This is a genomic window from Butyrivibrio sp. VCB2001 (genome assembly GCF_000423965.1).
In the GTDB taxonomy this organism is placed as follows: domain Bacteria; phylum Bacillota; class Clostridia; order Lachnospirales; family Lachnospiraceae; genus Butyrivibrio.
In genome coordinates this window covers 36,504-56,566 of sequence record NZ_AUIZ01000001.1, presented here as the reverse complement: position 1 = coordinate 56,566, position 20,063 = coordinate 36,504, and the positions used below count along the sequence as shown (strand labels likewise).

Below are 20,063 nucleotides of genomic sequence, written 5' to 3'. Positions count from 1 at the left end.
AGCTTAAAACCTTTTAATCGTTATTTTCAATATAGATAATTTCATCAAGAGCCTTGCTCATCTCATCTCTTGTTACAGTCTCATCAATGAAGGCTTTTCCGATCTTCTTAAGAAGAATAAATTTAATCTTGTCCGAATCGACTTTTTTGTCTGATTTTGTAAGCTCCAGCACAGCTTCCTTATCAACATCTTCAATTGAAATCGGAAGATTGAATGGAACAAACATATCTCTGATCTCGTAGTATTCTTCCATAGAGATAAGTTCTCTTTTCCAGGAAATAAATGCTGCTGCGATTGAGCCAAGTGCAACGCATTCTCCGTGCGTAAGCTCGAAATTCTTGTGCTTTTCAATGGCATGGCCAAGGGTGTGACCATAGTTTAAAAGAGCTCTCTCACCCTTTTCGGTTGGATCCTTCTCAACAACAGCCCTCTTGATATCACAGCTCTTTTTGACCATATCCATTACTACTTCAGGGTCTTTATCATTTATCTCGTACATGTTATCAATGAGGAACTCATAGAATTTTTGATCCTTGATAAGACCGTATTTCATAACTTCAGCAAAACCTGAAGCATATTGTCTGTCGCTGAGTGTCTTAAGAGTTGATACATTGATATATACAAGGCGAGGCATGTAAAATGCGCCGACCATGTTTTTTACGCCTTCAAGATCAACGCCTGTCTTGCCTCCGACGCTGCTATCTGACTGAGCCAGAAGTGTGGTAGGTATCTGGACAAAAGAGATACCTCTAAGGTAAGTTGCAGCAGTAAAGCCGCACATATCGCCTACAACTCCGCCGCCGAGTGCTACCAGAAGATCATGTCTGTCAAAGTGTCTTTCCATCAGGAACTCATAGATCTTTTTGATCTCGTCAAGCTGTTTGTTTTCTTCTCCTGCAGGAATTTCATAAATGACAACTGTGTCTGAAATGCTTTCAAGGCTTGTTTTTACTTCTTCGCCATAGATTTTCCCAACGTTTGAATCTGTAATTATTGCAATCTTTCTTCCCTTAAAGCCAAGTGCTTCTACTTCGCTTGAAAGTCCGGAAAAGTCTGTTGTAAAAACAATATCGTAGCAGGGTTTTTCCTGATAATTAACGGTAAGTCTGTTATCCATTCTTGTTTCTTCTCTTTCTGATTTAATCAAAATAAAAAGCTGTTGACTGTAAAGCTACATGTCAACAGCCTGATATTTAGTCTATTTGCTGTGGCCCTTCTGAAATGCCACCACCAAAGGTTCCGCTTAAGATATTCTGGAAGTCACCGGAGATATCAACAGAAGCAGGTGTGATAATGAAGATATATCTTGAAATCTTCTGAAGGTTACCGGCTATAGCAAAGCATGAACCTGATGTGAAATCAATTATTCTCTGTGCGATATCTACATCAAGACCTTCTAAGTTAAGCACAACCGTGCGATTAGCAAGAAGTGTCTCTGTGATCTCTCTTGCATCTTCTACAGAAGTTGGTTTGATAACACAAACTTCCATGCCTGAAGCAGACAGTGATTTCTTTGTTCTGCTTGGAGCAACCTTGGGAGCAGATTTCTTCTGCTTCTCTTCAGTTACTTCTATGCTCGGGTCATCCTTTCCGATAGGTGCCTGATTATTGATTGAATCTACCTTGGAAGTAAATCCCTCGTCCGGCTCATCATAATAGCCGTCCTCTTCCCCATTAAGTTGAATTGCATTTAAAAACTTGTCCATAAAGCTCATAACAATATACTCCTCGCAATTAATCCCAACAAACCTTTATAATTTTAACGTAAAATGACACATTCTGTCAAATACAGTTAAGATTTTTATCCGCCATTTTCTGAGGATTCCTCATTTGTGACTTCTGTGTCAGAATTTTCTTCCTGAATCTCTTCCGAGGGTTCTTCAGAGCTCTCTTGAGTGATTCCTTCTGTAGTTTCCTCTGTTACAGGTTCTTCAGAATCTTCAGATAAAGCTTGTGAAGATTCACTTGCTGACTCATCTGTTGTTTCTTTTGAAGAGTTCTGATCTACAGTTGATGCATCAAGAACGATGTAGTCAAATACGTTCAGTCCGTAAGTAGTATTGGACTTAACTATGGAATACTCATCATTCTGGTACAGAATACTGATCTGTCTGAAATCAGCATAGCCTTTATTGATATTGTAAACTCCGATAAGAGTATCTGTCCTACTTATGGTATATCGCTGGTTTGAGTCGGTCAGGATAAGATTATCTCCGCTTCTTAGGTTCTCTGTGCCGAGATAATACATGGTCTCTGATTCATTATAAATATCAACGTTTATAAATTCAGAGGTTTCATTTCCCTGTTCATCGTATTTAACCCTGAGAACTCCTGTTTTACCATCATTTCCCTTAATAATGTAATCCTTTGGTACAAGATAGAAGTTCTTATTTACTATGGATGAATTGGGAATTTTAAGTCCGGTCTCATCTTCGGTTATAAGTTCAATGTTAATAAACCTGTCTCTGCAGAAGGTGATCATTGAATTGGTAAAAGTAAACTTCACAAAGGTTTCACCTTCCGGATTTGTATATGATGAAACCTTGCCCCAGGATTCATGCTGGTTTTTGATAAAGCGCACCTTAACATATTCAAGATCGAGGAGCTCTTGTACCTTCTCAGGATCATCCTCTTTTATTACAACGGACCACTCTTCGTTTGTACAGAGCTTATATACCGGGTCTCCTGATTTAACAAGAGTATTGTTGATAAGCTGTGTCTTCTCATAGGTTGATTCATCGAATACTGCAGAAGTCATATTCTCCAGCGCAAGATCTTCATAACCGTCAATTGAATAGATTACAATACCGGTATTCTGTGCGTATTTGTAATTGATGGACTGAAGCGTTGCACTGTTGGAATTAAGCGACTGGATGTTTGAAAGGATACTGTTGTTTGAGAGCTTCTGAACAGTTCCGTCAATGCTAACTTTAAAATCGTATACAGGATGGAAATTATGAGGGTCAAAGGAAGATTCGAAGTTTACAATCTGAGTACGAAGCTCGGCAAGGTCATCCTCGCTTAAGGATACTTCTTCACTTCCCTGTGACTTTAGATACTCAAGGAGCTGTCCTGATTCATCAACGGTATAAACAAGGTTTCCAACAGCCACTCTTCCGCCTTCTGTGGCAAAATAATTGACATATCCGGCTGTGTCACTCTCTACAATCTCCTCGGTACGTAGAGCTACAGCATCGTAGATGTTGTTGGTGGAAAGAGATCCTTCCTTAACCTCATAACCAACCATATGATCCCTGCGAAAATACGTAATAACACTGATGATGATATAGATTGCCATTACGGCAAAAAACACCATTCCAATATTTATGTTGTTGATATTTCTGGGATATTTGGTAACCTTTCGATTCTGACTCCCCGCCATCTGTTACCTGCCCTTAACTTGAATTTTTCAGAATATAAGCCGCGGATAGCCGCGGCTTATAAGAATAGTCTTATTAAAAATTCATCAAAGTGAAATGACAACCTTTGATTTTACTGACTCCGGAAGTTCGGATTCATCCAATGAGAGACTAAGTACAAACTCTACCCCGAATTTCTCACTGAGCTTGTCTAATTTCTCAATAACTTCTGAGATGTCTTTTCCTTCAAGACAAGAGATTTTCAAAAAGCTATCAAAATACATTTGCTGGAGATCATGGTCCTGTGAAATGATACCACTGACAAATCCGATAAACTCATCTGGATTGGTGATACTGAAATCCGGTACTACAATTAAACGGATCTTGTTGTTAAGCTCATACATGTGCTTGGTGTTCTTGTCAAGAAATACAACACTTCCAAGAACGTTCTTTACCTCGGTGTTAACCTTGTCTAATAGGCATTTTGTCTTTCCTTTTCCCTTTTTCCCAACAATTAACTGAACCATCGGCATACCCTCCTGCAAGTAGAAATTTTTATAAAAATATTATAAGTCTTTAATACCCAAAAGACAACCTTAATTCACGATTTCATTTAGCAATGAAGACATATCGCTGTAAAGAAGCCCGGAGTCTGTATCTCGCATGATTACTGCAATGTAGGGGTTAGAAGCAGTATCTCTTGCAAGAAGAATAAGACAATGTCCTGCAGCCTGAGTAGTACCTGTCTTGCCACCGATCACGGTAACTCCTGCCGGCTGCTGTTTATCACCCTTTAAATAAGCATTTGTGGTACTGACAGTTACCTCTTTTGATGCTCCGGTGGAGTCGAGATAACTGGTTGAATACTCTGTAGTATTGATGATCTCGCTGAAAGTATCATATTGCATTGCGGCATTAAAGATCAGATACATATCATATGCTGTAACATAGTGCTCATCGGCAGTAAGACCGTGTGGATTCTGGAAATGAGAATTAGTGGCGCCTATAGCCTGCGCTTCCTTATTCATAAGTCCTACAAAATCCTCAATTGAACTCCCTACATTTGAAGCTATTAAATTGGCTACATCATTGGCTGAATAAATGAGAAGAATTCGAAGAGCCTGGTCAAGAGTGAGTCTGTCGCCCTCTTTCAGACCAATCTTCTGGGCTCCGCTCTCATTGACATAGACATCGGATCCGGCAACCAGAACCTGGTCAAGAGATCCGTATTTGAGCGCAACAAGCGCTGTCATAACCTTTGTAAGAGAAGCAGGCTGAACCTGCAAATTGACGTTCTTAGCAAAGAGAGTCTCTTTTTTGTTCAAGTCAAAAAGTCCTCCACATGCCACGTCTTCTATGGAGACCTCGGATGTATTAACATCCTGGTCTGCAACACACAGATCTGAAGCAAATGTAGGATAATAAAGAGTCTTTCTGTTATCTCCTTGTGATGAGGTCACTGCATATTTCGATGAATACGAAAGTCCGGAGCAACCTGTAACACAAAAAATCCCCAATAAAACAATACTAAAAGCTCTAAGCAGCTTATTTGTACATCTCACGCCACTCAAGGTCTCCTCTGTCAAGTGATTTGATCAGTAGTTCCGCTGATGCAAGGTTGGTTGCAACAGGTATATTGTGCATATCACATAAAGTCATGACATTATTGATATCAGGCTCATGTGACTTAACAGTAAGTGGATCTCTTAAAAAGATCACGAGGTCGATTTCATTGTGCTCGATTGCAGCGCCAAGCTGCTGTGAGCCACCAAGATGTCCGGCAAGATACTTATGTACTGTCAGATTTGTAACCTCTTCTATCAAACGCCCCGTTGTTCCTGTTGCGAAAAGATCATTCTTACTTAGTATACCCCTATATGCTATACAGAAGTTCTGCATAAGTCTCTTTTTTGCGTCATGTGCTATAAGTGCGATATTCATTAACTTATACCCTCCCTGTAATATATTTATTGCCTTGAAGTCTCACGTTTAGGACAAATCCAACAGCTGCGTAAATACTTATTAGAGAAGTAAGTCCGTAGCTTACGAAAGGAAGCGGAATACCTGTGTTAGGCATAACTCCGGTAGCAACCCCCATATTAAGGAATCCCTGGAATCCGATCCAAGCGCCGACACCTGCTGCTATCACCTCACCTGCCTTGGTCTTGGCACGAAGTGATATCATAAAGCATCTGATGGCTATGAGAAGAATAAGTGCAACCACAAGACATGCACCTACAAATCCAAATTCTTCACCAATAACCGTAAAAATAAAGTCCGTCTGAGACTCTGAAATGAAACCACCGTTAAGAACCGAACTGATCTCATTCGTATTGTAACCCTTGCCATAAAGCTGGCCGGAGCCTATCGCCATCATAGAATTCAGTGTCTGATAAGCATCAGAATTGGCATAATCCTCAGGATGAAGCCATGCAAGAATACGCCTCTGCTGATAATCATGTAAAAGACTGCTCTCACCTTGTACTGCATTGTAAATAACAAACAGTGCAGCTGGAATCGTAACTCCAAGTACTGCCCAGACAATCTTCCTGTTAATACCTGCAACATAGAGAATTGATGCAAAAATAACCATTACCATGATACAGGTTGACAGGTCAGGCTGAGAGGCGATAAGACCTAAAGGAGGAGCCAAAAACAGCAGACAAATAACGATAAATCCTAAGTTCTTGACTTTATCCTTATATTTCATAATAAACTGCGCATAAAATAAAATCAATAAAATTTTGGCTGTCTCGGAAGGCTGGAAAGTGATACCGAAGAGGTTTATCCACCTCTGTGCTCCGTTGGTACTACTGCCAAGAGGTGACAGTACAAGTCCCAAAAGAACGATATTTGCTATGTAGGCAATTATGTATAACTTCGTGAACCATAAATAGTCAAGGAGCGAGATAAAAACCATAGCAAATATTCCCATCACCATACCCGCTATCTGCTTGTTCTGAGATGAGGGATCTGCGGAACTGATCGCCATTATTCCGATGATTGTAAGAAAGATGACCATGAGCACAAGAAAAAAGTCATAGTCAACCAGCTTGTATTTCTTAAAGTAATCCATATTGTTCCTTAGTCAGCGTTTGTTGCACCATCCTGAAGTGTCTGCGCTGTACCTGATATAATATCGTCTTCGTCTCTGAGTTCGAAGTAATATGAAAGAGCTTCTTTTGTAATCTGAGCTGCATAGCTTGATGTATATCCGAAAGCAATTCTCGTTGCTATTGCTATCTCGGGATTTTCATAAGGTGCATAGCACACAAATAGTGAGTGGTTAGGTCTGTTGGCTGATTCCTGGGCCGTTCCCGTTTTACCTGCCACTGTAACACCAAGGTTTGCGTAATATGATTTATCTTGAACAACCTGCCTCATACCGGTATGTATAGCATTCCAGTAAGCAGGTGACATATCTATTGTGTTTCGGACACTGGCGCTAAAATCCTCAAGAAGATTGCCGTTTGAATCGGTGGTCTTGTCGATTAGTGTAAGATCATAGCATGTACCGCTGTTTGCAACGGTTGTGACATATCTTGCAAGACCTACGGTTGTATATGAGTGTGTACCCTGACCGATTGCGGAACGTACAGCGTCCTGATCGGATACATTGGGTTCTGACTCGGCTATCTCAATTCCGGACTTTTCAGTAAGACCGTACATGTCTGCATAAGTTGCAAGCTTCTGAAGACCTGTCTCTGTAGAATAGCTTCCTCCTACAAGACCGAGCCTGTAACCAACTTCGTAAAAGAAAACGTTGCAGGAATTTCTGATTCCTCCTGTAACATTAAGTCCTCCGTGGCCTCTTGGATGAATCCAGCATTTAGGTCCCGGATTTAACTTATCAAACTGACCGCCACAGTAAATTACTGAATCCGTGGTTATTACGCCCTCGTTAAGGCCTGCTGTGGCAGAAACCATCTTAAAGGTTGAACCGGGAGCGGTCTTTTGCTGTGTTGCATAGTTGTAGAGAGGATTTGAATTATCGCTTCTCAACTTAGCGTAATAAGCTGCATCTACACCGTTTGCCATGAGGTTGTTGTTATATCCGGGGTATGAAACCAGGGCTAAGACATCGCCTGTATTTACGTCTGTAACAACCATGGAACCTGTACATGGGTCCAGAGCAAGCTGAGCCGGAGTGATATCAAGATTTGATATCCTGTTAAGCATAAAGGTATAAGGAGACTCTCCGCCTCTCTCCCAAACAGATCGCTCATCAGGATCCATATTGATGGCATCCTGCTCAAGAAGAAGGTTGCAAACCTGAGTTCCGGATATATTTCCGTCTAGAAGCAGGTACTTATAAAGCCTTGTCTGGAAATCATAGTCTTCTTCCAGGGTGTTCTCAATATAGTTAACTACATGATTAAATATCTCTTCCGAATCGGCGTACTGGTTATCAAGACTGAGCTTGGATACATCAACCCAGTTCATGGCGATTGTATATTTCAAATATTCGGCAAGTGATATAGTCTCATCTTTGGTCCATGCGATATAAACGCTGTCATCTCTATCAACCTTAGATGAATCGATGATACCGTTTGAATAAAGCATTGCAGCGATATGACTCATGTACCACTGATATTCCTTGGTCAGATTCTCGTAAGGCGTATGAGTCTCTGTCAGCTCAAGCCTTAGCTTATCAAGTACTGCACTGTTCTTAGTCACAAACTGATCATAGACAGCTTTTTCCGTTTCCTTCGCATTTGCTGCGCTGAAATGACTTATATCAACTACGTCGTTATCAAAGATCGCATAGTAAACATCATAAATTGGAATGACAATATTGCTGGAACTGGACGTTGATGAGAACGTGTAGGTCTTTACGTTCTGGATCTTTGAAGCTAGGATTCCTGCAAGTGACTGCTCAATAATGTTGTAGCAGGCTTCTGTAAGGTCTTTATCAATAGTCAGATAAACATCATTGCCGGCAACAGCATCAACATAGTTGCTGGTCTCAATTACCTGTCCGGTATTATCAACGTAAACAGTCTCAGAACCTTTCGTTCCCTGAAGAACACTCTCCATCGCCTGCTCAATACCCGATTTTCCTACGGTATCATTCATGCCGTAGCTGGGATTTGTAAGGGAAAGAGTCGCAAGCTCATCCTCAGAAATCTTGCCTGTGTAGCCAAGGAGCTGTGAGAAATACTCGGAATCAACGTATTTTCTGGCTGTACTCTCTTCTATGGATACACCTTCGAGCAGATCGGCATTTTCCATGACATCAGCAACGGTTTTGTCGCTGACATCTGATGCAACAGTTGTATCAATGTACTTCTGATAACTGTTCTGGCTCATATTGTATCTGATGTTGAGAATCTTAAGAGCCTTGGACTTTGAGTAGCCCTTCATAGCAATAAAATCACCGGTGGCCTCGTCTGTATCGCCGACCTTGAAGCTCTTGCACATGTCTTCTACAACTTCGTCAGCCGTCTTTGTCTTTTCCTCATACTTTAGGTCGTTTATTGAACTATGACCATAGACATCTGCAAGAAATCTTAAAAGCTGATTTCCCTCAACGGTAAATTCAAAGCTGTTAGCGTCATTTAAAATGATGTTAAAATCCTGATCGACGCTGTCTCCGTTCTTTTCAATGATGTCGATAAGCTTATCAAGTGTTGAATTGATTGCCTTACTCTTTCCTGATCCGGACTTATATACGTCCTCTATTGTTACGGAATTGGCCAGCTCATTGTAGGCAAGAAGATTACCGTTTCTGTCATAGATATTTCCTCTGGCAGCTGCAATTGTCTTTTCTTTCTTGATCTTTAGCTTGAAGGAATCCAGATAGTACTCTCCGTTAATAACCTGCAGGGAAAAGAGCCTGTAGACCAAAAGGCAGGACAATACAACAAGAACAGAAGAAATGATTATCGCTCTTGATGTTATTATTTTTTTGAATTCTTCCCAAAAATTATCAAACAAATTTCTTAGCGCTCCTTAGTTCTCTCTCGTCTATGGAATTATTCATCCAAAGTATCACCGGGTAGAAGAAAATTGCTATAACCGCTGTGTAAACGAGCTCAGGAATAATGATATTCATCATATAATAGCCAATATCAAACTTTGTTCTAAACAGGAACATAAGAACATAGCATATAAATCCAAAAACAAAGTCAGCAAAGCTTATTATCACGATCGGAATAGCCAGATTCTGAGTAAAGAATATTGCGTGAAGCTTGCCGACAACAAAGCCTATGTACATGTATATAAGTGCATAGAAACCAATAAATGTACCAAAAAAGATATCAATCAAAAGGCCGCTGAAAAATCCAACAAGGAGCCCCGGTTTATCTCCTTTTATAAATGCTGTGGATGCGGTCAGAATGATCATAAGATTAGGCGCAATACCACCAAAATCAAGCGTCCTGAAAACTGTCGTCTGCAGGATAAATGAGACGATGACCAGTATGAAGTTGTATAAAGGACGTCTGAAATTCATTTAATCAATCACCTATGTTCTTCTTTTGATCAAGAAGTACCAAAACCTCATTCATGTGTTCGAAATCAACTGCAGGGGTTATCCTGCCTGACTTTGTAAGGTTGTTGGAATCATCATCAATGGTAGAAATATAGCCTATGAGAATGCCCGGAAGGTATTTATCACTGATATTAGAAGTTACAACCTTATCTCCTATGCTTACCTTGTCAGCTTCATCTACAAGCTTTGAAAAACTTACAAAGCCTTGCTTATAGAGCTCCAAATCGCCGGAAACAATAAGATTATCCGAAGATGAAAGAACCATTCCACTTACAGCTGCATTGTCAGCGATTATGGATTGAACCTTAGCCCAGTCGGGACCGACGTCTATGACTCGTCCAACCAGTCCTCCGCCTGCAATTACGTTCATATCTATCATGATTCCGTCATCGGACCCTTTATCTATTACGAAGGAATGGTACCAGTTACCGGCATCTTTGGCGATGATCCTTGCACCGGTCTTCTGATAGTTCTCATACAGAGCATCAAGTTCATAAAGGTTTCGAAGCTCTGTAAGCTCGTATTTTTCCTGCTCGAGATTGGTATTTGCTATTGTAAGCTCATCAATCTGCGCTTTGAGCTCCTCATTCTCATCCAGGAGCTTTGTTATTGATGAAAGTTTATCGGTTGTGTCGCGAAGAAATGTACCAACCGTAGTCATTCCCTTTTGAAAGGGCACAACAAAAACACCAGCAAAGGAGTTTAGTGGTCCGGTAAATAAGCTGGTGTTAAAGGTGATTATGATCATTCCTACACAAACGATTGTTAAAATAAAGAGGAGATATTTACTTGGTAGTGTAAATTCCTCTCCTCTTCTCTTGACAATGGGACTCATTTATTTATCCTCTTCAATTCCATATGCAAGAGCTTTATACTGGTCGTCCTGAATAATCTTGGCAAGACCCATAGCAACAGAACCAATTGGATTTTCTGCAATATTGACATTGAGGCCTACACCATTGCTAAGTCTCTGTGCAAGGTGAACAACCTGTGAAGCACCTCCTGTAAGGTAGAGACCGTGCTTAAAGATATCAGCAGCGAGCTCCGGTGGTGTCTTCTCAAGAGCAGCTTTGATGTTATCAAGGATTGCGTCAAAGTTCTCGACAAGTGACTGATTTATAAGGTCTGTAGGGATCTTTCTCTCAACAGGAAGTCCTGTAACGATGTCACGGCCGTATACAACAGCGTCTTTTCCTTCTTTCTCAAGGTCCTTAAGAGAAATCTTTACATTTTCAGATGTCTTTTCACCAATAAGAAGACCGAACTCCTTACGGATAACGTTTCTGATAGATTCATCAAATTTCTTGCCACCAACCTTTATAAGCTTGCTGACAACGATTCCTCGAAGTGAAAGGATTGAAATCTCGGTTGTATCATAGCCTACGTTAACAACCAGAACACCCTGGGAATTCATGACATCTACATTCATTCCGAGGCCGTCTGCAAGAGGCTTTTTAACCATCATGATCTTCTTGGCCTTGATTCCGGCATCATTGATAAGATCATGGAAAGCTCTTCTCTCTACTTCTGTTACATCCTTGGGAACAGCGATGTAAACTTCACAGGGCTTAACATTGCCCTTCATCTGATCTGTGATAAAGAGCTTGACCAAAGTCTCCATGTGCTCAATATCAGCGATAACACCGCTGTTAAGAGGATAAGAGATCTTGATCTTGTCAGGAGCCTTCTCGTACATCTCATATGCTGAATTACCATAAGCGAAAACATTTGTCTTGTTTTCAATGGCGATCATATTCTTTTCTACGGTAAGTCCGTCGTCGTCTTTGTTGTAAATCTTGATATTGCTGGTTCCAAGATCAATTCCAAATATATTAGCCAAAACAGCCTCCTTGAATTTATATGTATTTGAATAATCTACCACGTGATAGTAGGATTTCTCCGATTACGCTATCGCAATCTTCATTGTAACACAATAAGCCCTCTATCCACAAGCTTTTGCAACGTCTTAAGAATACCGAGTTTAGCATGTGGCCAGGTAAGTCCGCCCTGGAAGAATACTGAGTAGGGCTCTTTGATTGGGCCGTCTGCCGAGAGCTCTATTGATGAGCCTGAAATAAAGGCACCGGCAGCCATGATAACCTGAGCATCATAACCGGGCATATCCCATGGCTCGGGAGCAACGAAGCTGTCTACAGGTGCAGCTGCCTGTACTCCCTCACAGAAAGCTATAACGCCTTCGGGCTTTCCGAAGGTAACAGCCTGAATTATATCGAATCTGTCTTCTGTGGCATTGGGAACTACATCAAAACCAAGCTTCTCATAAATGTTTGCAGCAAATATAGCACCTTTAAGCGCAGATGCTGTAACTGTCGGAGCAAGGAAAAATCCCTGATAGAACTGAGGAAGTATTCCAAGTGAAGCGCCAACCTCTTTTCCAAGGCCCGGAGAAGTAAGTCTGAATGCGGCATTTTCAACGCACTCTTTCTTACCTGCAATGTATCCGCCGATAGGCGCAAGTCCGCCACCCGGGTTTTTAATAAGCGATCCAACAACCATGTCAGCACCTACATCCGTAGGCTCTATGGTCTGAACAAATTCTCCGTAGCAGTTATCGACCATACAGATAACATCAGGTCTTATGCCCTTTATAAAGCTGATCAGCTCTCCTATTCTCTCAACAGAAAGAGTGGGTCTTGTCTGATATCCCTTTGATCTCTGGATTGTTGCCAGCTTAATATTTGCATTATCTAAAAGAGCTTTTTTAATATTGTCAAAATCAAAGCTTCCGTCAGGTAATAGATCAACCTGAGTATAGTCAATCCCGTACTCCTTAAGCGATCCCTTTGAAGGTCTGATGCCAATAACCTCCTCAAGAGTATCATAGGGCTTACCTACAGGGGAAAAGAGCATGTCGCCGGGGCGAAGGTTACTCATAAGAGCAAGCGCAAGAGCATGTGTTCCGCAGGTGATCTGAGGTCTTACAAGAGCATCTTCTGTGTGGAAGACCGAAGCATAAACAGCTTCGAGTTTTTCTCTTCCGATGTCGTTGTAGCCGTAGCCTGTTGTTCCAAGAAGGCATGCTTCGCTTACCTTGTTCTCCTGCATCGCCTTTAAAACCTTGAGCTGGTTAAGCTCTGCAGTTTCATCAATCTTTTCAAATCTTTCCTTTAAGCCTTCTAAAATATTCTGGCCAAAGTCGATAACTTTCTTTGAAATTCCAAGTTCTTCGTAAATCTTACTGTTCATAAATCCTTATCATCTCTTTCAAAATTTCTTCATCGTTTCTGTTAAAGTCGCGCTTATCGATCCAGATTACATCTCTTTCTCTCTTAAACCAGGTGAGCTGGCGCTTTGCAAAGTGCCTTGTATTCCTCTTTATAAGATAAACTGCTCTGTCAAGGTCATACTCTCCTTCGAGATAGCCTATCATTTCCCGATAGCCAAGACCCTGCATGGATGTTGCAGCTTTTGGAATGTCCATAGTTAAAAGATCTTTTACCTCAGCCTCAAGTCCTTCATCAATCATCTGATCGACGCGCTTTTCTATGCGGGAATACAGAACTTCTCTGTCATCTGTCAGAACAAAATACTTAAAATCATAAGGCGATGTTCTCTGATGCTGCTCAGTATTGTGCTCTGAAATCTTCTTGCCGGTCTTTTTATAGTATTCAAGCGCTCTTATAACACGCTTTGAGTTGTTCTCGTGAATAGCATCTGCAGACTCAGGGTCTACTGCCCTCAGCTCTTCATGGAGTACATGTACGCCTTCTGAAACAGCTCTTTTCTCAAGCTCATGTCTGTAGGTTTCATCTTCATCGGTCTCTGTAAAATCGATGTCGTAGAGGACAGCCTGAATATAAAAACCTGTTCCTCCGACTATGATCGGAACCTTTCCTCTTTTGGCAATGTCTTCGATTGCCTCTTTGACAAGTTTCTGAAAGATAAAGACATTAAAGTCTTCATGTGGGTCCAAAAAATCTATAAGATGATGAGGTACACCTTCCATCTTATCCCTTGAAATCTTGTCGGTTCCTATGTTCATGTACTTATACACTTGCATAGAATCAGCGGAGATTATCTCTCCGCCAATTCTTTTTGCAAGTTCAATTGATAGCTTAGTCTTACCTACAGCCGTAGGACCTGTTATTACAACAAGTTTTTGTTTATCCATTACTCAACTACTCTCTTAAACTTCTTGTCAATCTCATACTTGCTCATGGAAATGATGGTTGGCCTTCCGTGAGGACAGTTGTATGGATTATCAAGTGTGAGAAGCTCATCTAAAAGAGCTTCCATCTCGGCTCTGCTCATCTTGGTATTACCTTTTACAGAAGCTTTGCATGCCATGCTGGCAATCTTATAGTTGATGACATCCGGCGTCCTGTCAAGACCTGTCTCGTGTGAGAGCTCATCCAGAATCTGAATGAACATATCTTTTTCGCTCTCGCATCCGAACAGATCAATCGGAATAGCTCTCATAGCATACTCTCGTCCACCGAAGTTTTCAATATTAAATCCAAGCTTTTCAAAATATTGTCTGTAGCTTAAAAAGAGTTCTTCTTCTGTGCTGGTGAGTGCCACGATCACAGGAGGATTTACCATCTGTGAAAGCATTTCGCCGTTTTTGTATCTCTTTAGCATGCGCTCATAATTGACCTTCTCATGAGCAGCGTGCTGATCTACAATAAATATCTTATCCTTAAAAGCTATTATCCAGTAGGTTCCAAAGATCTGTCCCAGGATTTCATATTCTTTGACATTTTCTTTGGTGAGAACCTTTTCATCAAAGAGGTCGAGCTGAGTTACTTTTTCAACAACAACGGCGTTGTCGGATTTGATGATGGGCGATGGATGTTCCTTTTTCTCTGCAATGCTTCCGTCCGAATCTCCGAATATCCTTGTCCATACAGCTGACTTGTTGCTGTCTTCGATCTTGATAGGCTCAGCTTTTACGCCTTTTGCAAATATCGGAGTATCCTCGCTGATCTTATGCTTTTCAAAGCGAAGTGACTCAAAGGGCTGAGGTGCAATAGATTTTGCGGGTTTTTCCTCAGCTACAGGCGTATCGGCCTGTACAGGCTTTTTTACCTCTTCCTCATCGGTTTCTCCAAGAAGTGCATCTGGAATCATTTCTCTTTTACTCAGAGCCTCATCCACACTGCGGCTGATGAAATCGTAGAGCTGCTGCTGATTGTTAAAGCGTACCTCCATCTTGGCAGGATGTACGTTAACATCCACTCTGGAAGGGTCAATCCTAAGATGAAGTATTGCAAACGGAAACTTGTGCATCATCAGATACTGTTTGTAGCCCTCTTCCAGAGCCTTGCTCATGACCTTATCCTTGATATATCTTCCGTTTACAAAGAATATTTCAAAGTTTCTGTTGGAGCGGTTAATTGCCGGCTCGCCCAGATATCCTTCAAGGATCATTCCGTCTTCTTCTGCTTTAAAAGGCAAAACGCTTACTGAAATGTCCCTTCCGTAGATCCTGTATATTATTTCTTTTAAGTCTCCGTTTCCGGAGGTTGAGAATTTGTCGTCTTTATTGTTGATGTAGTGAAAAGAGATTGTGGGATTATCAAGGGCCATATGCTCCATGACATCACCGATATAGCTGCCTTCTGTCTGAGGCGTTTTCAGGAATTTCTTCCTGGCAGGCGTGTTGTAAAAAAGGTTCCTGATGATAAGTGTTGTTCCGTCAGGGGCACCTATCTCCTCAAATGCAGCTTCTTCGCCGCCGTTTATACAGTACCTTGTTCCGACAAGTTCATCACTGGTCTTGGTGATAAGGTCAACCTGTGCAACTGAAGCGATACTCGAGAGTGCTTCTCCTCTAAAGCCCAGAGAATGTATGGAAAAGAGATCTTCTATACTCTTTAGCTTACTGGTCGCATGTCTTTTAAAGGCTTTCCTGATCTGGCTTTTCTCAATGCCCGAGCCATTGTCGGTAACCCTTATCATATCGATTCCGCCGCCCTTGATCTCGACTGTTACGGCCGTTGCACCGGAATCTATGGCGTTTTCAACCAGCTCTTTAACTACACTGGCAGGCCTTTCTACAACTTCACCAGCTGCAATCTGATCTATTGTGTTTTTATCAAGTTCATTGATAAATGCCATTAGCTTTTCCACCTGTTCTTAAGATCACTCTGTAATTTGTAGAGAGTGTTTAATGCGTCCATTGGAGTAAGAGTTGTGATATCTATCTCCTGAAGGCGACGCAGTACTTCTTCGTCGGTTACGGTATCAAAAAGTGACATCTGGTTGGTATCAACATCATCATAGTGTTTAACCTTAACCTTTCTGTCATTTTTATTCTCTTTGGCAATAGCCTGAACTTTATCTGTTATGTCGTTATCTGTAAGCTCGGCAACAATCTCTTTTGCCCTGTCAATGACCATGTCGGGAACGCCGGCAAGCTTGGCTACCTGGATACCGTAGCTCTTATCAGCACCGCCCTTGATGATCTTTCTCAAAAAGACAATGTCATCGCCGTTTTCTTTTACCGCGATGCAGTAGTTGTTGACGTTGTCCATCTTACCTTCAAGCTCGGTAAGCTCATGGTAATGCGTGGCAAAAAGCGTCTTAGCGCCGAGAATTTTTCTGTTAGAGATATGCTCCGTAACAGCCCAGGCAATTGCCAGGCCGTCATAGGTTGAAGTTCCTCTTCCAATCTCATCAAGAATAAGAAGTGAATCGGGAGTCGCGTTTCTTAAGATGTTAGCAACTTCATTCATCTCAACCATAAAGGTTGACTGTCCGCTTCCGAGGTCATCAGAAGCTCCTACTCTGGTAAAGATTCTGTCTACAACACACATATCTGCCTTATCAGCAGGTACAAAGCTTCCTATCTGGCACATCAGTACAATAAGGGCTGTCTGCCTCATGTATGTTGACTTACCTGCCATGTTGGGGCCTGTAATGATACTGATACAGTGTTTCTTATTATCGAGATATGTGTCATTGGAGATGAACATATCAGCTGTATCAAGCATTCTCTCAACCACAGGATGACGACCGCTTTTGATGTTGATCTGTCCCTTATCGTTAAGACTTGGCTTGATATAGTGATTGCACTCAGCTACGTAAGCAAGGGATGCATATACATCCAAAAGAGCTATAGCCTTAGCTGTAGTCTGTATTCTGTCAATCTCAAGAGCTATTGAGTCCCTGATCTTGCAGAACATATCATATTCAAGGTTATTTAGCTTATCCTGAGCATTAAGAATTGTGTCCTCAAGCTCTTTAAGCTGTGGTGTTGTATATCTCTCGCAGTTGGTAAGGGTCTGCTTTCTGATGAAATAATCGGGAACCTTGTCCTTGAAGGAATTGGTTACTTCAAAGGAATAACCGAAAACATTGCTGTACTTGATCCTGAGGTTCTTGATACCTGTTTTTTCCTTCTCTTCCTCCTCCATCTGAGCAAGCCACTGTTTGCCGTTTGTGCCAGCTTCTCTGAAGTGATCGATGTCGGCATCAAAACCATCTTTTATGATTCCGCTCTCTTTTATAGCAAGAGGAGGTTCCTCAACGATTGCCTTGTCGATAAGGTCATGAATATCTGTAAGAGGATCAAGGTCGCCAAATATCTTATCTATTCCGGGATCTCCTGCAATATCCTGAAGTGCAGTGATTATAGCAGGAATCATTTTTATTGAATTTCTAAATGCCAGAAGATCTCTTGGATTAGCGGTCTTAAATACGATCTTGGACATGAGTCTTTCAAGGTCGTAAACAGGATTCAGATATTCTCTGATTTCTTCTCTTGTGACTACGTTTTTAACCAGCTTCTCCACAGCGTTCTGGCGAAGAAGGATTTCTTCCTTGTCGATAAGAGGCTGTTCGATAAAGCTCCTGAGTGTTCTTGCACCCATGGCTGTCTTGGTCTTATCAAGAACCCAGAGAAGTGTGCCTCTCTTCTGCTTATCGCGCATGGTCTCAACAAGTTCAAGATTTCTTCTGGTGGAGCCATCAAGAAGCATGTATTTGCTGGTGAGATACGGATATATATGAGTGATATTGCTGATATCCGACTTCTGCATATCTACAAGGTACTGAAGAAGCGCTCCTGAAGCTACAATTCCGTTAGGAAAATCATCGATTCCAAGGCCGATAAGAGATGAAACCTTAAAGTGCTTCATAAGAAGTCTCTTGCAGGAGTCTTCATCAAAATACCTGTTATCTACAGGATTGATAAAAATATTAAGTCTGTTTCTGATCTCATCAAGGTCTGCGCCGGAAAACTCAAATGCATTGTTGCAGATGATCTCTGTAGGTGCATATTTCCCGATTTCATCCATGACAGCGCGAAGAGAATCAACCTCTGTCAGGTAATAATCACCTGTCGTAACATCAGCAACGGAAATTCCAATATTATCAGGAGAGTAAAAGATACTCATAAGATAGTTATTCTTACTCTCCTCTAAGGACTGCATATTAAGATTGGTTCCGGGTGTTACGATCCTTGTGACTTCTCTTTTTACGATGCCCTTTGCCAGCTTTGGGTCTTCCATCTGCTCACAGATGGCAACCTTATAACCTCTTGAAACAAGCTTGTTGAGGTATGAATCCACAGCATGAAAAGGAACTCCGCACATAGGAGCCCTCTCTTCAAGGCCGCAGGCCTTACCTGTAAGTGTCAGCTCAAGCTCTTTTGAAGCAATAAGAGCATCATCAAAAAAGATCTCGTAGAAATCTCCCAGTCTGTAAAAGAGGATGCAGTCACTATACTCCTTCTTGGTGGCAATATAATGCTGCATCATGGGAGATACTTTTGTGGTATCAATACTTTCAATCATTTAACTAACTTCCCCAAATAGTAAAATCCATGACATTCTAAAAGGCTTACCGGCACAAGCTCCCCTATAAGTTCTTCTCCCCCCGGGAAATGTACCAGTGTATTATTTGACATTCTTCCTGTTAAAAGACTCTTGTCATGCTCGTTAACGCCTTCGACAAGGACTGTTTCGGTGCGTCCCTGAAGCTTGGCTGTCTGCTCTTTGGCTGTTTCCTGAACAACCTTAAGGAGCATGTCAAAGTTCTCCTTAACTACTTCCTCGGGGACCTGATCCTCAAAGGATGCAGCCGGAGTTCCGGGCCTTTTTGAATAGATGAAGGTAAATGCATTGTCAAATTTAACCTTGTTAATAACGTCTATGGTGTCCAGGACAGCTTCTTTTGTCTCTCCCGGGAATCCTACAATGATATCTGTTGTGATTGCTACATCAGGGAGCTTCTCTCTTATCTTGCCTGCAAGCTCAAGATAGCTCTCCTTGGTGTACTTTCTGTTCATTCTGCGAAGGATCTCACTGTTACCAGCCTGGAGCGGTAAATGGATGTGCCTTGCAATTTTAGGGTTCCTTGCAATCACATCAAGAAGCTCATCTGAGAAATCCTTTGGATGAGGAGTCATGAATCTTACTCTCTCAATTCCTTCAACCTCGCAAACAAGCTCAAGGAGCTTCGCAAAAGAGATCTTGTCGGGATTATCATCACTAAAATCAAGGCCATAGGAATTAACGTTCTGGCCAAGAAGCATTACTTCCTTAACTCCGTCAGCAGCAAGCTTTTCACACTCGCGGATTATATCCTTGGGTGATCTGCTGCGCTCTCTGCCCCTTACATAGGGAACTATGCAATAAGTGCAGAAATTGTTGCAGCCAAACATGATGTTGACACCTGATTTAAAGGGATACTTACGAAATACAGGAAGATCCTCAACAATCTTGTCTGTTTCCTTCCAGATATCAATTATCATTCTGTCTGAATCAAGAACTGTATTAAGGAGCTCAGCGAACTTGTAGATATTGTGAGTTCCGAAAATAAGATCTACAAATCTGTAGCTCTTCTGGATCTTCTCAACTGCGCCTGCTTCCTGCATCATGCATCCGCAGATGGCAATTTTCATATTTGGATTCTTTTTCTTGAAGTTACTGGTCTGACCAAGCCTTCCAAGAACTCTCTGGTCGGCATTGTCACGAACTGAGCAGGTGTTGTAGATTACAAAATCAGCGTCTTCGCTTTCAGTCTCTTCATAGCCTGCAAGCTTAAGAGTTGCAAGGAGCTTCTCTGAGTCTCTTGCATTCATCTGACATCCAAAGGTTACAACGCAGGCTGTGAGTTTTCTTCCAAGCTCTTTTTCAAGGGCTGCAACCTTCTCTTTTGCCTGTTCAATGTACTCAAGCTGCTTTAAACTCTCGCTGTCCTGTATTTCTGCTTTATTACTGTTTAAAATATTGATTCCCATTAAC

16 protein-coding genes are annotated in these 20,063 nt (G+C 41.5%); all 16 read right to left on the bottom strand.

Features of this window, described 5'->3' with window-relative positions; all coding sequences use genetic code 11:
* Nucleotides 1–13 precede the first annotated feature (13 nt).
* Nucleotides 14–1,117 (bottom strand): 3-dehydroquinate synthase, encoded by a 1,104-nt coding sequence (aroB, locus tag G589_RS0100250; RefSeq protein WP_035775030.1) that lies wholly within the window; start codon nt 1,115–1,117, stop codon nt 14–16.
* 76 nt (nt 1,118–1,193) lie between these two features.
* Nucleotides 1,194–1,715, bottom strand: a complete 522-nt coding sequence (locus tag G589_RS0100245) for a cell division protein SepF (RefSeq protein WP_022767143.1) — start codon at nt 1,713–1,715, stop codon at nt 1,194–1,196.
* A gap of 86 nt (nt 1,716–1,801) precedes the next feature.
* Nucleotides 1,802–3,382 (bottom strand): HlyD family efflux transporter periplasmic adaptor subunit, encoded by a 1,581-nt coding sequence (locus tag G589_RS18340; RefSeq protein ID WP_196811828.1) that lies wholly within the window; start codon nt 3,380–3,382, stop codon nt 1,802–1,804.
* An 84-nt stretch (nt 3,383–3,466) separates the two neighbouring features.
* Nucleotides 3,467–3,886, bottom strand: a complete 420-nt coding sequence (locus G589_RS0100235; protein ID WP_026520655.1) for a hypothetical protein — start codon at nt 3,884–3,886, stop codon at nt 3,467–3,469.
* 69 nt (nt 3,887–3,955) lie between these two features.
* Nucleotides 3,956–4,921, bottom strand: a complete 966-nt coding sequence (locus G589_RS0100230) for a D-alanyl-D-alanine carboxypeptidase family protein (protein WP_026520654.1) — start codon at nt 4,919–4,921, stop codon at nt 3,956–3,958.
* The gene (gene mgsA / locus G589_RS0100225) at nt 4,905–5,300 is read right to left on the bottom strand and encodes a methylglyoxal synthase (protein WP_022763947.1); all 396 of its coding nucleotides are present in this window, start codon (nt 5,298–5,300) and stop codon (nt 4,905–4,907) included. Before mgsA ends, G589_RS0100230 begins: the two co-directional genes overlap by 17 nt.
* A gap of 4 nt (nt 5,301–5,304) precedes the next feature.
* Nucleotides 5,305–6,435, bottom strand: a complete 1,131-nt coding sequence (locus G589_RS0100220; protein ID WP_026520653.1) for an FtsW/RodA/SpoVE family cell cycle protein — start codon at nt 6,433–6,435, stop codon at nt 5,305–5,307.
* 8 nt (nt 6,436–6,443) lie between these two features.
* Entirely contained in the window at nt 6,444–9,296 is a 2,853-nt protein-coding gene (locus G589_RS0100215) for a penicillin-binding transpeptidase domain-containing protein (RefSeq protein ID WP_026520652.1), read from the bottom strand.
* Entirely contained in the window at nt 9,289–9,813 is a 525-nt protein-coding gene (mreD, locus tag G589_RS0100210) for a rod shape-determining protein MreD (RefSeq protein WP_026520651.1), read from the bottom strand. Before mreD ends, G589_RS0100215 begins: the two co-directional genes overlap by 8 nt.
* Before the next feature lie 4 nt (nt 9,814–9,817).
* On the bottom strand, nt 9,818–10,687 hold the full coding sequence (mreC, locus tag G589_RS0100205) for a rod shape-determining protein MreC (protein WP_026520650.1): 870 nt from the start codon (nt 10,685–10,687) through the stop codon (nt 9,818–9,820).
* Nucleotides 10,688–11,692 (bottom strand): rod shape-determining protein, encoded by a 1,005-nt coding sequence (mreB, locus tag G589_RS0100200; RefSeq protein ID WP_026520649.1) that lies wholly within the window; start codon nt 11,690–11,692, stop codon nt 10,688–10,690. It abuts the gene before it with no gap.
* Nucleotides 11,693–11,772: 80 nt separating this feature from the next.
* Nucleotides 11,773–13,059 (bottom strand): methionine gamma-lyase family protein, encoded by a 1,287-nt coding sequence (locus G589_RS0100195; protein ID WP_026520648.1) that lies wholly within the window; start codon nt 13,057–13,059, stop codon nt 11,773–11,775.
* Nucleotides 13,049–13,984, bottom strand: coding sequence for a tRNA (adenosine(37)-N6)-dimethylallyltransferase MiaA (miaA, locus tag G589_RS0100190; protein WP_026520647.1), 936 nt, complete (start codon nt 13,982–13,984; stop codon nt 13,049–13,051). The genes G589_RS0100195 and miaA overlap by 11 nt, the downstream gene beginning before the upstream one ends.
* A complete protein-coding gene (gene mutL / locus G589_RS0100185) occupies nt 13,984–15,933 on the bottom strand; it encodes a DNA mismatch repair endonuclease MutL (RefSeq protein ID WP_026520646.1) in 1,950 nt (649 codons plus the stop codon). Before mutL ends, miaA begins: the two co-directional genes overlap by 1 nt.
* The gene (mutS, locus tag G589_RS0100180; RefSeq protein ID WP_242826391.1) at nt 15,933–18,611 is read right to left on the bottom strand and encodes a DNA mismatch repair protein MutS; all 2,679 of its coding nucleotides are present in this window, start codon (nt 18,609–18,611) and stop codon (nt 15,933–15,935) included. The genes mutL and mutS overlap by 1 nt, the downstream gene beginning before the upstream one ends.
* Nucleotides 18,608–20,059 carry a tRNA (N6-isopentenyl adenosine(37)-C2)-methylthiotransferase MiaB gene (miaB, locus tag G589_RS0100175; RefSeq protein WP_026520644.1) on the bottom strand — a complete coding sequence of 484 codons (1,452 nt, stop codon included), beginning with the start codon at nt 20,057–20,059 and terminating at the stop codon, nt 18,608–18,610. Before miaB ends, mutS begins: the two co-directional genes overlap by 4 nt.
* Nucleotides 20,060–20,063: the final 4 nt, after the last annotated feature.

Coding starts and splice junctions, on each gene's coding strand:
- aroB (WP_035775030.1), bottom strand. CDS start 1,117: ATGGATAACAGACTTACCGTTAATTATCAGGAAAAACCCTGCTACGAT.
- G589_RS0100245 (WP_022767143.1), bottom strand. CDS start 1,715: ATGAGCTTTATGGACAAGTTTTTAAATGCAATTCAACTTAATGGGGAA.
- G589_RS18340 (WP_196811828.1), bottom strand. CDS start 3,382: ATGGCGGGGAGTCAGAATCGAAAGGTTACCAAATATCCCAGAAATATC.
- G589_RS0100235 (WP_026520655.1), bottom strand. CDS start 3,886: ATGGTTCAGTTAATTGTTGGGAAAAAGGGAAAAGGAAAGACAAAATGC.
- mgsA (WP_022763947.1), bottom strand. CDS start 5,300: ATGAATATCGCACTTATAGCACATGACGCAAAAAAGAGACTTATGCAG.
- G589_RS0100220 (WP_026520653.1), bottom strand. CDS start 6,435: ATGGATTACTTTAAGAAATACAAGCTGGTTGACTATGACTTTTTTCTT.
- mreD (WP_026520651.1), bottom strand. CDS start 9,813: ATGAATTTCAGACGTCCTTTATACAACTTCATACTGGTCATCGTCTCA.
- mreC (WP_026520650.1), bottom strand. CDS start 10,687: ATGAGTCCCATTGTCAAGAGAAGAGGAGAGGAATTTACACTACCAAGT.
- G589_RS0100195 (WP_026520648.1), bottom strand. CDS start 13,059: ATGAACAGTAAGATTTACGAAGAACTTGGAATTTCAAAGAAAGTTATC.
- miaA (WP_026520647.1), bottom strand. CDS start 13,984: ATGGATAAACAAAAACTTGTTGTAATAACAGGTCCTACGGCTGTAGGT.
- mutL (WP_026520646.1), bottom strand. CDS start 15,933: ATGGCATTTATCAATGAACTTGATAAAAACACAATAGATCAGATTGCA.
- mutS (WP_242826391.1), bottom strand. CDS start 18,611: ATGATTGAAAGTATTGATACCACAAAAGTATCTCCCATGATGCAGCAT.
- miaB (WP_026520644.1), bottom strand. CDS start 20,059: ATGGGAATCAATATTTTAAACAGTAATAAAGCAGAAATACAGGACAGC.